The 14,425-nt window shown below is 74.3% G+C and carries 14 protein-coding genes and 1 riboswitch; of the genes, 5 read left to right on the forward strand and 9 right to left on the reverse strand.

All coding sequences use genetic code 11. The features are described from left to right. Positions 1 to 718 precede the first annotated feature (718 nt). Positions 719 to 835: riboswitch (TPP riboswitch) on the forward strand. The 4 genes from ABD999_RS16805 (at position 825) to pknB (ending at position 5,440) form a co-directional block, all read left to right on the forward strand. Next, a complete protein-coding gene (locus ABD999_RS16805) occupies positions 825 to 2,408 on the forward strand; it encodes an FAD-dependent oxidoreductase (RefSeq protein ID WP_378525092.1) in 1,584 nt (527 codons plus the stop codon). It overlaps the preceding riboswitch by 11 nt. Then, positions 2,405 to 2,605, forward strand: a complete 201-nt coding sequence (gene thiS / locus ABD999_RS16810; protein WP_148032749.1) for a sulfur carrier protein ThiS — start codon at positions 2,405 to 2,407, stop codon at positions 2,603 to 2,605. Before ABD999_RS16805 ends, thiS begins: the two co-directional genes overlap by 4 nt. Continuing rightward, positions 2,598 to 3,353: a thiazole synthase gene (locus ABD999_RS16815; RefSeq protein ID WP_148032750.1), complete on the forward strand. Its 756-nt coding sequence runs from the start codon at positions 2,598 to 2,600 to the stop codon at positions 3,351 to 3,353. Before thiS ends, ABD999_RS16815 begins: the two co-directional genes overlap by 8 nt. Before the next feature lie 197 nt (positions 3,354 to 3,550). Next, positions 3,551 to 5,440: a Stk1 family PASTA domain-containing Ser/Thr kinase gene (gene pknB, locus ABD999_RS16820; protein WP_271275347.1), complete on the forward strand. Its 1,890-nt coding sequence runs from the start codon at positions 3,551 to 3,553 to the stop codon at positions 5,438 to 5,440. Here pknB and alc read toward each other — a convergent pair. The 9 genes from alc to uraD all read right to left on the reverse strand — a co-directional run bounded on the left by alc (position 5,437) and on the right by uraD (position 13,363). Then, positions 5,437 to 6,381, reverse strand: a complete 945-nt coding sequence (gene alc / locus ABD999_RS16825) for an allantoicase (protein WP_271275348.1) — start codon at positions 6,379 to 6,381, stop codon at positions 5,437 to 5,439. The genes pknB and alc overlap by 4 nt on opposite strands. After that, on the reverse strand, positions 6,382 to 7,683 hold the full coding sequence (gene allB / locus ABD999_RS16830; protein ID WP_271275349.1) for an allantoinase AllB: 1,302 nt from the start codon (positions 7,681 to 7,683) through the stop codon (positions 6,382 to 6,384). A 94-nt stretch (positions 7,684 to 7,777) separates the two neighbouring features. Then, positions 7,778 to 8,920: a glycerate kinase gene (locus ABD999_RS16835; RefSeq protein ID WP_271275350.1), complete on the reverse strand. Its 1,143-nt coding sequence runs from the start codon at positions 8,918 to 8,920 to the stop codon at positions 7,778 to 7,780. Between the two features lie 46 nt (positions 8,921 to 8,966). Continuing rightward, entirely contained in the window at positions 8,967 to 10,361 is a 1,395-nt protein-coding gene (locus ABD999_RS16840) for an 8-oxoguanine deaminase (RefSeq protein ID WP_271275351.1), read from the reverse strand. After that, a complete protein-coding gene (locus ABD999_RS16845) occupies positions 10,358 to 10,828 on the reverse strand; it encodes a (2Fe-2S)-binding protein (protein ID WP_148032756.1) in 471 nt (156 codons plus the stop codon). The genes ABD999_RS16840 and ABD999_RS16845 overlap by 4 nt, the downstream gene beginning before the upstream one ends. Next, entirely contained in the window at positions 10,828 to 11,688 is an 861-nt protein-coding gene (locus ABD999_RS16850) for an FAD binding domain-containing protein (protein ID WP_271275352.1), read from the reverse strand. Before ABD999_RS16850 ends, ABD999_RS16845 begins: the two co-directional genes overlap by 1 nt. 5 nt (positions 11,689 to 11,693) lie before the next feature. After that, a complete protein-coding gene (gene pucL, locus ABD999_RS16855; RefSeq protein ID WP_271275353.1) occupies positions 11,694 to 12,557 on the reverse strand; it encodes a factor-independent urate hydroxylase in 864 nt (287 codons plus the stop codon). Further along, positions 12,558 to 12,857, reverse strand: coding sequence for a hydroxyisourate hydrolase (gene uraH / locus ABD999_RS16860; protein ID WP_271275354.1), 300 nt, complete (start codon positions 12,855 to 12,857; stop codon positions 12,558 to 12,560). Next, complete coding sequence (gene uraD / locus ABD999_RS16865; protein ID WP_271275355.1) at positions 12,854 to 13,363, reverse strand: 2-oxo-4-hydroxy-4-carboxy-5-ureidoimidazoline decarboxylase; 510 nt, start codon at positions 13,361 to 13,363, stop codon at positions 12,854 to 12,856. The genes uraH and uraD overlap by 4 nt, the downstream gene beginning before the upstream one ends. A gap of 158 nt (positions 13,364 to 13,521) precedes the next feature. On the opposite strand from uraD, the gene ABD999_RS16870 reads away from it, so the two are divergent. Further along, positions 13,522 to 14,364, forward strand: a complete 843-nt coding sequence (locus ABD999_RS16870; protein WP_271275356.1) for a deoxyribonuclease IV — start codon at positions 13,522 to 13,524, stop codon at positions 14,362 to 14,364. The last annotated feature ends 61 nt before the right edge of the window (positions 14,365 to 14,425 follow it).

The following is a 14,425-nucleotide window of genomic DNA, read 5'->3' on the forward strand; positions in this document are numbered from 1 at the left end:
CCTCCCGGAGGGCCCGGTACCTCCCGGAGGGCCCGGGACGGCCCGGAGGGCCCGGAGAAACCCAGGACCGCCCGGAAACCGTGGGCTGCCCGCCCGGTGGATCCGCCGAGAAGACGTCGGGCTCGTCACCGCCGCCCGCGGCCCGCCAGCCCCAGTAGCAGAAGGCGGGGCGCAGGCGCTTGCCCCCGGCCAGCAGGTCCTCCGCCGCGTCGCGGAGCGGCCGGAAGTCGGGCTCGCCGTCGGAAGGGAGGCGCCGTTCGACGAACTCCCTGAGGCGGAGGTCCACCTGGGATCGCAGGTCGTCCACGCCCGCGGCTCCCGGAAGGGCCAGACCGCCCGAGGAGCCCGGGACCGCCCGGAAAGCGTGGGCACCCGCCCGGTGGAACCGCGCCCAGTGGATCCGCACCCAGTGGATCCGCGCCCGGTAGATCCATGACCGGTAGATCCATGACCGGTAGATCCATGACCGGTAGATCCATGACCGGTAGATCCATGACCGGTGGATCCATGGCCGGTAGATCCATGACCGGTGGATCCGCGGCCGGTGGATTCATGGCCGGTCGGCCGGTCGTCGGTGAGGGCCGGACCTCGGCATCCGGCGCCTCTCTGAGGATGCCCGCTTGCGATCTTCGCGGTCTCGGCGGTGGCGGCGCGCGGGTGGGATGACCTCCCCCGGCACCGGCGTACCGGTCTGTCGTGGGAGGTCGTAAGGTGGGGGTGCACGACGCGCGGGAGTCCGGCCGTCACCGGGCTGAGAGGAAGGCTTCACCGGGCCTTCGACCGCAAGACACCTGATCCGGATCATGCCGGCGAAGGGAGCGGACATGGATGTGATCGTCGGAGGCGGCGTCGTCGGCCTGTCGATCGCCTGGCGGCTTGCCAGGCAGGGCCGCGAGGTCGTGGTGGTCGACCCGTCTCCCGCCCGTGGCGCCTCCTACGCGGCGGCGGGCATGCTGGCCCCGATCAGCGAGGTCGCCTACACCGAAGAGCCCCTTCTCCGTCTCGGCGTCGCTTCCCTGCGCCGCTGGCCCGCCTTCGCCGCCGCCCTCGCCGCCGACGCCGGACTCACCACTCCCGGATCCGACGGACCGGCCACCACCCTCACCGCTCAGTCCGACAGGAGCGTCTCCGCCCCTCGGACGACCACCACCCCGAACACTCACGCCGGGCAGTCCGGCTCGGCCGTCCCCGCCGAGGGCACGCTTCCCACGAGCACCCACGTGGTCACCCCTCACGGCGGGACCGGGCGCACGAGCTCCGCCGCTCCTCCCGCGAGCACCCACGTGGTCACCCCTCACGGCGAGACGGGGCACGCCGGTTCCGCGCCCACGGGCGCCGGCCCGGCGGCTGCGTCCGCCGTCCCCGGCGACGGGCGCTTCCCGGCCTTCGACCCCTCGTCCGCCGGCGGGAGGCGTCCGTCGGCCGGCGGCGAGGACGGGCGGGCCGCCGCGTCACCCTGGGGGTTCGGGGAATCCGGTGAGGGGAGCGAACGGCTGGCGGCCGCGCGCGCCGGGCTGGATCTGCGGGACGACGGGACGCTCGACGTCGCGTTCGGGCCCGACGACCTGGCGATGCTCGACGAGCAGGCCGGGTTCATGGAGAAGCTGGGGCTGCCGGTCGAGCGCCTGACCGGGCGCGAGTGCCGGCGGCTGGAGCCGATGCTGGCGCCCTCCGTCCGGGGCGGGCTGCTGGCCCGTACGGACGCGTGGGTGGATCCTCGCCGCGTCACCGCGGCGCTGCTCGCCGCGCTGGAGCGGCTCGGCGTCCCGGTGGTGCGCGCCCGGGTGACCGAGCTGCTGCGTGACGGCGACCGGGTGTCCGGCGTACGGCTGGCCCCTCCGGAGTCGGGCGCAGTCCCCGGGATCTCGCCGGGTGTGCCGCGGGGACGGGAGCCCGAGACGCTGGTCGCGGAGCGGGTGGTGCTGGCGGCGGGGGCGTGGAGCGGGGAGCTGGCGGATGTGCCGGTACGGCCCGTCAAGGGGCAGATCATGCGCCTGAGGTCGCCCCAGCCGCTGATCGGGCGGTGCGTGCGCGGGACCGTGCACGGCAACCCGGTCTACCTGGTGCCGCGGGGCGACGGGGAACTGGTGGTCGGAGCCACCCAGGAGGAGCTGGGCTTCGACACCAGGGTGACCGCGGGCGGGGTCTACGAGCTGCTGCGGGACGCCAGGGAGCTGGTGCCGGGCGTCACGGAGCTGGAGGTGGCCGACGTGGTGGCGGGGCTGCGGCCCGGCACGCCGGACAACCTGCCGGTCGTCGGGCCGAGCGGGATCCCGGGGCTGGTGCTGGCGACCGGTCACCATCGTGGCGGGGTGCTGCTGACGCCGCTCACCGCCGCGATCCTCGAAGGCGAGGAGGCCGACCTCGCGACATTGTGCTCACCGGCGAGATTCAAGGATGTTTCATGAATGTGATGATCAATGGGGCCGCCCGCGAGGTGGCCGAGGGCATGACCGTCGCGCAGGCCGTACGGTCCCTGACCGAGTCCGCCACCGGCGTGGCGGTGGCCGTGAACGACGAGGTGGTCACCCGCAGCGCGTGGGAGACGACGGCGCTGCGCGACAGCGACCGCGTGGAGGTGCTGACGGCGGTGCAAGGTGGATGATCTGGTCATCGCCGGGGAGAAGTTCGGCTCCCGGCTCATCATGGGCACCGGCGGCGCCCCCTCGCTGGAGGTGCTGGACCAGGCGCTGGAGGCGTCGGGCACCGAGCTGACCACGGTGGCGATGCGGCGGCTCGACCCGCACGCCCGCGGGTCGGTGCTCGACGTGCTGCGCCGGCGCGGCATCAAGGTGCTGCCCAACACGGCCGGCTGCTTCACCGCCGGCGACGCCGTCCTGACGGCGCGGCTGGCGCGCGAGGCGCTGGGCACGAACTGGGTCAAGCTGGAGGTCATCGCCGACGAGCGGACCCTGCTGCCGGACCCGATCGAGACGTTCGACGCGGCGGAGCGGCTGGTGGCCGACGGGTTCGTGGTGCTGCCGTACATCGGCGACGACCCGGCGCTGGCCAGGCGGCTGGAGCAGGCGGGGTGCGCGGCGGTGATGCCGCTGGGCTCGCCGATCGGCTCCGGGCTGGGGATCAGGAACCCGCACAGCATCGAGCTGATCGTGGAGGCGGCCGGGGTGCCGGTGGTCCTGGACGCGGGCATCGGCACGGCCAGCGACGCGGCGCTGGCGATGGAGCTGGGGTGCGACGCGGTGCTGCTGGCGACGGCGGTCACCCGGGCGCAGCGGCCCGAGCTGATGGCCTCGGCGATGCGGTCGGCCGTCCAGGCCGGGCGGGCCGCACGGCTGGCCGGCCGGATCCCCCGCCGCCGGTACGCGGAGGCCTCGTCCCCGATGTCTCCCTGACGGTGCCGGTTCTCCTGGAAAGCCCACGGGCCTTCCAGGAGAACTTCTTCTCAGGGACTTCCGGGAGCGGTACGAGCCCCGGAAATGCGGTTCTCCGCCGGCCCAGGAGTACGCTTGCGTCACGGAACGGCACGGGTCGGCATCACTTTCGGATGGTCAGGCCCTCCCGGGGGCGAAACGCCCGTAAACTCAGCCGGGTGGACACGACGACTGCGGACCCTCTGGTAGGTCGGCTGCTCGACGGGCGCTACCGCGTCGAGTCCCGGATCGCCCGGGGTGGCATGGCGACTGTCTACCTGGCGCTCGACATCCGGCTGGACCGGACCGTCGCGCTCAAGGTGATGCACCGCTCGCTGGCCGACGACCCGGCGTTCGTGCGCAGGTTCATCGGCGAGGCGAAGTCGGTGGCCAGCCTCTCGCACCCGAACGTGGTGCACGTCTTCGATCAGGGCACCGACGGCGACGTCGTCTACCTGTCGATGGAGTACGTGCCCGGCAAGACGCTCCGTGACGTGCTGCGCGACCGTGGCAGGCTGCCCGCCCGAGAGGCCCTGGAGATCATGATCCCGGTGCTGGCGGCGCTCGGCGCCGCCCACCAGGCGGGCATGGTCCACCGCGACGTGAAGCCCGAGAACGTGCTGCTGGCCGACGACGGCCGCATCAAGGTGGTCGACTTCGGCCTGGCCCGCGCGATCGAGGCGACCAACCAGACGCGCACCGGCGTGATGATCGGCACGATCGGCTACATGTCGCCCGAGCAGGTGACGACCGGCGGCGCCGACGTGCGCAGTGACGTCTACGCGGCCGGCATCATGCTGTTCGAGCTGGTGACGGGCCGGCAGCCGTACGACGGCGAGACGCCGATGTCGGTGGCCTACCGCCACGTGCACGACACGGTGCCCGCGCCGTCGTCGCTGGCGTCGGACGTGCCGGCGTTGATCGACACGCTGGTGGCGCAGGCGACGGCGCGCGAGCCGCACGACCGCCCCGCGGACGCGACGGCGATGCTGGTGCAGGCGGTCGAGGCGCACCGGACGCTGCCGAGGCTGTCGGGCGCGCAGCAGGCGCGTCCGACCGGCGCGTTCACCAGCCCGCCGGCGGCTCCGGCCCACACCCTGATCCAGCCGCGCGCGGAGGTCCCCACGCCTCCGCCGGCGCGCTCGCGGGGCGGCCGGGTCAAGCCGGTCTGGTTCCTGGCGGCGCTGGCCGTGATCATGGTGGGTGCGGTGGCGGCGACCGGGCTCTACTTCGCGCAGAAGAGCTACAAGATCGTGCCCGATCTGGTGGGCAAGAACCTCGCGGTGGCCGAGCGCAGCGCGCGGGCGCAGGGCTTCCAGGTGGCCAGGGTCGAGGGCCGCCATGACGAGAAGGTCGCCGAGGGGTCGGTGCTGGCCATGGAGCCGGTCCACGGCACCGAGGTGGAGGCCGGCACCACGATCACGCTGGTGCCCTCGCTGGGCCCGAAGCGGGTGCTGGTGCCGAAGACCGCCGGTTTGACGCAGGACGACGCCAGGGCGGCGATCGGCGAGGCCGGGCTGACGGTCGGCAAGATGCGCCGCGTCAAGAACCTCGAGGTGCAGCGCAACCACGTGATCCGCACCTCGCCGCAGGTGGGCGAGAAGGTCAAGGAAGGCGCCAAGGTCGACATCTACGTGAGCGCCGGCCTGGTCATGCCCGACGTGTCCGGCATGCCGAAGGACGAGGCGGCCGCGTTCCTGACGCAGCAGGGCTTCCAGGTGCAGGTCAACGAGGTCGACGACGACGCCGAGCCATGCACCGTGATCGCGCAGTCGCCGAAGCCCAAGTCCGAGGTCGACCAGGGCATCCCGGCGATGGTCACGGTCGCGCGCTGCGAGACGGACTTCTGGCACTGGTTCCGGGGCGACAACGAGGCCCGCGACGACCAGGAGTTCCGGATCATGCCGGGCGTGATGGGCAAGGGCATCAACGACGCCAAGAACGAGCTGCAGGCGCAGGGCTTCCGGGTGCGGGTGCACAACCTGTCCAACAGCGGCGTGGTGCGGTTCCAGCGCCCGGGGCCCAACTCCGAGCGGCCGCCGGGCTCGGAGGTCCACCTCTGGCACTAGGCCAGGTGGCCCCAGAGCCGCACGCGCGCCAGGCCGCCGTCGGGGTGGATGTCGACGCGTACGTGGTCGACGGGGTCGTGCGGGCCGAGCCGGAAGCGGTGCGGCGCGTCGGGTCGCAGCGGCGTCCCGGGCAGCAGCGGGACCTCGCGGTCGCCGTCGAGGCCGGTGAGCGTCACGGCGGCGGGCGCGTTGAAGACCAGGTTCGTGGTGTCGATCTCGGCGAGGCTGACGCGGCCGCGTCCGGCCAGGCGGATGACGAGCCAGTCGTTGCCGCCGTCGCGGCGGCGCGCGGTCTCCCAGCCCTCGGCCTGGTTGCGGGCCGTGCCCGGGGCGATCACGTTGCCGGGCGAGGAGTAGAACTCGTCGGAGCAGGCGGTGACCAGCCCGCCGTTCTCCAGCGCGGCGAGGTCGAGGCCGAGCCCGTCCCACACGGACAGGTCGGGGCGGGCCTCGCCGTGCACGCGCAGCCGGGCGATGCCGCCGTCGGGATACATGTTCAGCCGTACGTGGGTGTAGCGGCTCTCGTCGGCCACCTCGAAGGGGTGCTCCCTGTCGCCCTTGAGCGGGCTCATGGGCACGATCGTGACCCAGCCGGCCCGTTCCACCTCGGCCGCGGACGGGTGGCCGGGCACGTGGGCGGCCTCGACGGCGGCGTGCGCCGGGTGGTTGCCGGTGAACCAGGCGGTGTCGACGACCACGCCGCGGATCACGCCGGGCAGGCCGAGGCGGACGATCGCCCAGTCGTGGCCGGGGCCGCGGCGGCGGCGGGTCTCCCAGCCGTCGTAGACCTGGCCCGTGCCGGCGAACGTCGCGGGCTGGAAGGCGGGCCTGCCGGGCCGGATGAGGTTCTCCTTCCCGGCGAACGACTCGTCACTGGCGGCGATCACGGACCCGCCGTGGCGGCGCAGCGCGAGGTCGGGCAGGCGGGTGAAGTCGCGCATCTACGCTCCCAGCAGGAAGGTCCCGTGCGGGACGTCGTCGGCGGGCCTGCCCCGCAGCCAGGTGGTGAGCACGGCGCCCCTGAGGCGGCGTCCCTGGTACGGGGTGACGGGGTTCTTGTGGTGCAGCCGCCGGGCGTCGACGGGTTCGGCGGAGTCGGGGTCGAAGGCCACCAGGTCGGCGTCGTTGCCGGGCTCGATGCCGCCCTTGCCGCGCAGCCCGGCCAGCCGGGCGGGGGCGGCCGACATCCAGCGCACGACGTCGCCGAGGCCGTGCCCGCGCCGGGACGCCTCGGTCCAGACGGCGCGCAGCCCGAGCTGGAGTGAGGAGACGCCGCCCCAGGCGGCGGCGAAGTCGGGCACCTTGAGGTCGGCGGTGGACGGCGAGTGGTCGGTGACGACGCAGTCGAGCACGCCCCGGGCGAGGCCGTCCCAGAGCCGGTCGCGGTTGGCGGCGGAGCGGATGGGCGGGCAGCACTTGTAGGCCGTGTCGCCGTCGGGCACGTCCTCGGCGGTGAGGGTCAGGTAGTGGGGGCAGGTCTCGGCGGTGACCGGGAGGCCCTCGGCCCGCGCGGCCTCCAGCACGTCGAGGCAGCCGGCGCCGGAGACGTGCAGGATGTGCGCGCGGGCGCCGGTCTCGCGGGCGAGCCGGACGACCTGTTCGACGGCGCCGCGCTCGGCCGCTTCCGGCCGGGAGTCCAGGAACGCGGCGTAGCCGGGCCCGGCGCAGCCGGTCAGCAGGGCGGGGTCCTCCGCGTGCACGACCAGCAGCCCGCCGAACCCGGCCAGCTCGGTCATGACCCGCCGGATCTCCCCGAGGCCGAGCTCGGGGAACTCGTCCACGCCGGACGGCGACATGAAGCACTTGAACCCGCGCACGCCCCGGTCGTGCAGCGGCCGGAGCTCCTTGAGGTTGCCGGGCACGGCGCCGCCCCAGAAGCCGACGTCGACGTGACACCGCCCGCCGGCGGCGGCCAGCTTGGCCTCCAGCGCGGCGACGCTGACGGTGGGCGGGAGCGCGTTGAGCGGCATGTCGACGATCGTGGTGACGCCGCCGGCCGCCGCGGCCCTGGTGGCGGTGGCGAACCCCTCCCAGTGGGTGCGGCCGGGCTCGTTGACGTGCACGTGGGTGTCGACGAGGCCGGGCAGCAGGGCGAGGTCGCGCAGGTCGACGTCCTCGGCGGCGTCCAGCGGGGCAGCGTGGTCGTGCAGGGACGCGATCCGGCCGTCGCGGACGGCGACGGCGAGGGGCCGTTCGCCGTCCGGGGTGACGGTCCTGCGTGATCGGACCACGAGGTCGTACACGGGCGTGCTCCTTCAGCGCTAGTTCGCTGCTCGTTCTGGGCTCGTTCTCTGCTCGTTCTGCGCTCCCTGGACGCGGGCTCCTGCCGGGCCCGCCTCAGGAGAGCCGGTCGGCGGCCAGCCGGGCCGCGAGGCGTCCGAGGAGCGGGCGGGCCTCGGCCATGGAGCGGCCGAGGTCGGGCTCCAGGTCGGCGAGCGCGTACGCGGCCTCGATGCCGGCCTCGCGCAGCTGCTCGTCGGTGAGGGTGCGGCGGCCGCAGACGGCCACGACGGGGACGCCCGCCGCGGCGGCGGCGCGGGCGACGCCGGCGGGGGCCTTGCCGCGCAGGGTCTGCTCGTCGAGCGACCCCTCGCCGGTGATCACCAGCCGGGCGCCCTTGACGTGCTCGTGGAAGCCGAGCAGGTCGAGCAGGTAGTCGATGCCGGGCCGGATGTCGGCGTGCAGGAAGGCGAGCGCGGCGAAGCCGACGCCGCCGGCCGCGCCCGCGCCGGGCGCTCCCGCGACGCCCATGGCGCGCGGCGTGTCGTCGTGCTCGACGGCCCCCGCCAGGCCGTGGGTGCGGGTGGCGACGGCGGCGAGCCGGCCGAGCGCGGCGTCGAGCAGCTTGACCTGCTCGGGGGTGGCGCCCTTCTGCGGCCCGTAGACGGCGGCGGCGCCGTGCGGGCCGAGCAGCGGGTTGTCGACGTCGCTCGCCACCACGAAGGCGACGCCGGAGACGTCGAGGAAGCCGGAGACGTCGACGCGGTCGAGGTCGCGCAGGGCGGCGCCGCCGCGCGGCAGCTCGCGGCCACCGGCGTCGAGGAGGCGCGCGCCGAGCGCCTGGACCATGCCCGCGCCCCCGTCGGTGCAGGCGCTGCCGCCGAGGCCGAGCACGACCCGGGTGGCGCCCTGCTTGACGGCGTCGGCGATCAGCTCGCCGGTGCCGTGGCTGGTGGCGGTGAGCGGCTCGGGCCCCGCGGGGAGGCGGCGCAGGCCGGACGCCTCGGCGAGCTCGACGACGGCGGTCTCGCCGCGCCTGGCGTACGAGGCGTCGACGGGCTCACCGGTGGGCCCGGTCACCCGTACGGTCACGCGGTCGAACCCGGCGGCCACGGCGGCGTCGACGGTGCCGTCACCGCCGTCGGCGACGGGCAGCTCGACGGCGGGGACGCCGAGAGCGGCGGCGACGGTCGCGGCCACCTCGGCCGCGGTCAGCGATCCCTTGAACTTGTCCGGGGCGACGAGGACGTGCTGGACCACTGGGGAACTCCTGTCTTGGGCGACATGGCGGCGAGATCCACCATCATCACATCCGCGCGTCCGGGAGCTCACGCGAGGCGGCGAAGCCCTGCTCGCGCGCCATCCGCAGCAGCCGGCGGTGGGCGTCGGCGCCGGCCCGGCCGGTGGCGTCGTGCGGGACGGTGCGCAGCTCGCCGTCCTCGACCACGGTCCGCCCGCCGACCAGCAGCCGGGCCAGCGGCAGCTGCGGGCCGAAGACGAGCGCGCAGACCGGGTCGGTCACGGCGGCGGTGAACGGCCCGTCCACCCGCCACAGCGCCAGGTCGGCGAGCTTGCCGGGCTCCAGCGTGCCGAGCTCGTCCTGGCGGCCGAGGTTGCGGGCGCCGCCGAGGGTGGCGATCTCCAGCGCCTGCCGGGCGGTGAGCGCCGCGGGGCCGTAGCGGGCCCGCTGGAAGAGCAGCGCCTGGCGCATCTCCCCGGCCAGGCCGGTCAGCTCCGACGAGGCGCTGCCGTCGACGCCGAGCCCGACGTTGGCGCCGCGCCGCAGCATCTCCGACACGCGGGCGATGCCGGCGCCGAGCCGGCCGTTGGACGACGGGCAGTGGGCGGAGCCGGTGCCGGTGGCGGCGAGCTTGGCGATGTCGGCGTCGCTGAGGTGCACGGCGTGCGCCACCCACACGTCGGAGCCGAGCCAGCCGAGCTTGTCCATGTAATCGACCGGGCGCATGCCGAGCTGGGCCAGGCAGTGCTCCTCCTCGTCGAGCGTCTCGGCCAGGTGGGTGTGCAGCCGCACGCCCTTGTCGCGGGCGAGCCTGGCGGCCTCGGTCATCAGCTCGCCGCTGACGGAGAACGGCGAGCAGGGCGCGACCGCGATCCGCAGCATCGAGGACGGGGACGGGTCGTGGTAGGCGTCCACGGCGTCGGCGGTGGCGGCGAGGATCTCGTCCAGCTCCTCCACGACCACGTCCGGCGGCAGCCCGCCCCTCGACTGGCCGCGGTCCATGGAGCCGCGGGCCGGGTGGAAGCGGATGCCCAGCTCGCGGGCGGCCTCGATCTCGGCGGCGAGCAGGTCGCCGCGGCCCTTGGGGAAGACGTAGTGGTGGTCGCTGGAAGTGGTGCAGCCGGACAGCGCGAGATAGCCGAGCCCGGCCCCGGCGGCGCCCCTGACGACCTCGGCGTCCATCGCGGCCCACACCTGGTAGAGCGCCACCAGCCACTCGAACAGAGTGGCGTCCTGGGCCAGCCCCTGTGAGGCCCACTGGTAGAGGTGGTGGTGGGTGTTGACCAGGCCGGGGGTGGCCAGGCAGCCGGTGGCGTCGATCCTGGTCGCGCCGTCGGCGGCGGGCGGCCGGTCCATGGGGCCGAGCGCGGTGATCCGGTCGCCGTCGACGAGGATCCAGCCGCGCTCGATCTCCTGGCCGGCGACGGGGGCGACATACGCGTTCTCGATGAGGATGCTCACCGGGCCGCCGCCTTGCGCTCGGCCGCCAGCCGGACGGCGTCGAGGATCTTCTCGTAGCCGGTGCACCGGCACAGGTTGCCGGCCAGCGCCTCGCGGATCTCCGCGTCGGACGGCCGCTCGACGCGTTCGAGCAGGTCGTGGGCCTGCACGACGAGGCCGGGCGTGCAGAAGCCGCACTGCACCGCGCCGGTCTCCACGAACGCCTCCTGCACCGGGTCGAGCCCCCGCTCGGCCAGGCCCTCGACGGTACGGACCCGGCGGCCCTGGGCCTGACCTGCGGCGACCAGGCAGGCGCACACCGGCGCGTCGTCGAGGTAGACCGTGCAGGAGCCGCACTCGCCCTGCTCGCAGGCGTTCTTGGAGCCGGGCAGGCCGAGCCGCTCGCGCAGCACGTACAGCAGGCTCTCGCCCTCCCACACGTCCTCGGCCGTCTCCTCGCGGCCGTTGACCGTGAACGTCACCCTCATCAGGCCGCCCTCCTCTCCAGATGGTCGTGCCACGCCCAGGTGAGCGTGCGGCGGGCCAGCACCGCGATGGCGTGCCGGCGGTAGCCGGCGGTGCCGCGCACGTCGTCGATCGGCGCGGCGGCGCCCGCGCACAGCTCGCCGAACCGCGCCAGCAGCGCCGGCTGGAGCGGCGCCGACCAGTCGAGCTCGGCGGCCAGGAACTCCTCCGCCTCCCGCGCCCGGCGCGGGGTGGGCGCGGCCGAGCCGAGCCCGGTGCCGACGCGCCGCTCGTCCGGGTGCAGCGCGACGGCGAACGAGCAGACGGCGATCACCATGGCGTTGCGGGTGCCGACCTTGGAGAAGTACTGCGGCCCGGCCGCGGGCTCGACGTGCACGGCCCTGATCAGCTCGTCCGGGAGCAGCGCGGAGCGCTTGACGCCCAGGTAGAACGCGTCGGCGGGGATCATCCTGACGCCGCGCTCGCGCGACTCCACCTCGACGGCGGCGCCCGCGGCGAGCAGCGGCGGGTGGCTGTCGCCCGCCGGCGAGGCCGCGCCGAGGTTCCCGCCGACCGACCCGCGGTTGCGGATCTGCGGCGAGCCGACCGTCCGCGCCGCCTGCGCGAGCCCCGGCAGCGCGCCGCCGAGTTCGCCGATGATCACGCTGTACGGGACAGCGGCGCCGATCCGGTACCGGCCGCCGTCCAGGGACCAGGTGGCCAGCTCGGGCACGGCGGTGAGGTCGAGCAGGGCCGGCGGGCGGCGCACGGAGAAGTTGATCTCCACCATGACGTCGGTGCCGCCCTGGATGGGCACCGCGTCCGGCTGGTCCACCTTGGCGGCCAGCGCCTCGGCCCACGTGGTGGGGCGCAGGAATTCCATCGCTCTCACTCCCAGGCGAATCCGGCGCCGGGCGCGTCGTCGCGCAGCACCGTGCCTTCGATCAGGCCGTAGGGCCGGTCTGCCGCGTAGAAGATCTCGTTCTCGTTGTCCAGCCCGAACGGGGCCAGGTCGACGGGGAAGTGGTGCCTGTTCGGCAGGGTGAGCCTGATCTCGCAGATGTCCGGGCAGGCGGCCAGCACCCGCTCCCCCATCGCGTACAGGGTCTGCTGCAACGACAGGCTGTGCGTGCCGGCGAACGCCTCCAGCAGGCAGCCGCGCACCAGCGCGAAGGACGCGGCGAAGTCGGCGCTCGTGCCCGCGTGCCGCCAGCGGGCGTCCACGGCGGTGGCGAGGATGCGGTCGGTGGCCGGCTCCAGCGTGGTGTAGGGGTCGGTGAGGAAGCCGTGGAACTCCGAGCCGGTCGTGTTCATCACCACCAGCCCGGTCAGCCCGGACACCACGCTGGCGCGGCCGTCGCGGTCGTGGTGCGCCACGCAGGTGCGCACCTCGCCGCCGTCGCGGGCGAAGGAGTGGCCGGTGTCGCCGATCCGGTTCCACCCGTACTCCTCGACCGCGACCCTGGCGTGGTGGATCGTGTCGTGCCCGGTGAAGTGGCGGGCGAGCAGCAGGGCGAAGTCCTCGATCTGGCCGACGCCGTGCTCGCGGGCCAGGGCGTACGCGGTGTTCTTCTGCGTGTCGGTCGGCAGCACGGCGGCGTTGTCGCCGGTGAGGTGCGCCTCGCTCATGGCGCCGGACAGCGAGGTGCTGACGTTGACATCCTTGACGTGGTGGACGCCGCCGTCCCTGACGACCCGTACCAGCCTGGTCTCCGCCTTGCCGTAGCGGTTGGGTCCGAGAACGATCGCCATCTAGCTCCCTCGGTAGGTCGAGTACGCGTACGGGCTGAGCAGGAGCGGCACGTGGTAGTGGTCACCGGGGTCGGCCACGGTGAAGGTGATGACGACCTCCGGGTAGAAGGTGTCGGCCAGGTGCGCGCCGGTGTCGAACACCACCCGGTGCACCCCGGCCCCCGGCCGCCAGCCCTTGATCCGGCCGTCGGCGTCGGTGACGCCCTCGGCCACGACCGCGCCCTCGTGCTCCAGCCGCACGCGCATCCCGGCCGCCGGCCGGCCGGTCGTCGCGTCGAGCACGTGCGTCGAGAAGCTCATCGGACGCCCTCCGCCAGCTTGCCGGCCCGCAGCCGGGTGATCTTCGCGAGTTCCTCCCGTACGGTGCGGCGCTCGGTCTCCTCGTCGTGGCCGAGGCGCTCGCGCAGCAGCCGGAGCATCTCGGCGCCGGTCAGGCCGGTGGCGCAGACGAGGTAGACGTGCCCGAAGCGGTCCTCGTAGGCGCGGTTGCCCTCGGCGAGCGCGGCGCGCAGCCCGTCCTCGACCCCGGCCTGCTCGCGGCGGGACCAGGCGGACTCGCGCGAGTCGCCGGCCGGCCGCTCGCCGATGCGCGGGTGCGCGCCCAGCGCCTCCAGCACGTCGGGCCAGCCGAGCGCCAGCACGGCCCGCCCGGCGGCGTCGGCCAGCCTGTCCTGGTCCGGGTACGGGCGGCCCGCGGCGACCTCCCGGGCGAAGGCGCGGGAGGCGCAGCAGGCGAGCAGCTCCTTCTCCGCGCCCTCCCGGTCCAGGGCGTTGAAGGCGGCCAGACCCGCGGGCGTGTGCGGCATGAGACGAGTACACACACGCCGGTCGTGCCCGGTCCATCCGCGAGAACTCCGAACCGGCGCCCGGGTTGGCCAAGACTTTTCGTGTCATGCTCCAACCCCGGCGGGCTCCTGGCCGCTGACCAGCGCGGACTCTCCCCGCCCGTAGACTGGGGGTCATCATGACCTCACGCTCTCTCATCGGCGGCCACGTGCTCGTCACCGGCGGCCTGGCCAAGGGCGGCCTCGCCTACATGGCCGACATCGGCGCCGAGATGATCCAGGTTTTCGTCACCAACCCGCGCGGCTGGGCGCTCAATCCCGGCAAGCCCGACCAGGACGCGGCGCTCGCCGAGTCCGGTGTCGAGACCTTCGTCCACGTCCCGTATCTGGCCAACTTCGGCTCGCCCAGCGCCGAGACGCTGGCCAACTCGGTGGCGGTGGTCCGCCACACGCTGCGGCGCGGCGCCGACATCGGGGCCAAGGGCGTCGTGGTGCACACCGGGTCGGCGGTGTCGCAGCCGCGCGACGACGCGATGCGTCAGCTCCGCGAGCACCTGCTGCCGCTGCTCGACGAGATCCCCGACGGCGGGCCCGACCTGCTGCTGGAGCCGATGGCGGGGCAGGGTGCGATGCTCTGCGCCACGGTCGACGACCTGGAGCCCTACCTGGCGGCGCTCGACTGGCATCCGCGGGCCGGCGTCTGCCTCGACACCTGCCACGCCTTCGCCGCCGGCCACGACCTGGCCGCGGAGGGCGGCGTCGGCGCCACGCTCGACCTGCTCTACAAGATCGCGCCCGGCCGCCTGAAGCTCGTCCACGCCAACGACTCCAAGGACGTGTGCGGCGCCAAGAAGGACCGTCATGAGAACATCGGCGCGGGCCACATCGGCACCCGCCCCTTCGCCGAGCTGATGCGTCATCCGGCGGCCGCGGGCGTGCCCCTGTGCATCGAGACCCCCGGCAAGGCCGACAAGCACCGCGAGGACATCGCCACTCTGAAGCGCCTGCGCGACGAGGGCTGACGAGGCGTCTTACGTGCAAGGGGCGCCCGCCGGTGGGATCCGGCCGCCCCCGTGTGGCCGG

The sequence above is a fragment of the Nonomuraea ferruginea genome (genome assembly GCF_039540635.1).
Classification (GTDB): domain Bacteria; phylum Actinomycetota; class Actinomycetes; order Streptosporangiales; family Streptosporangiaceae; genus Nonomuraea; species Nonomuraea ferruginea.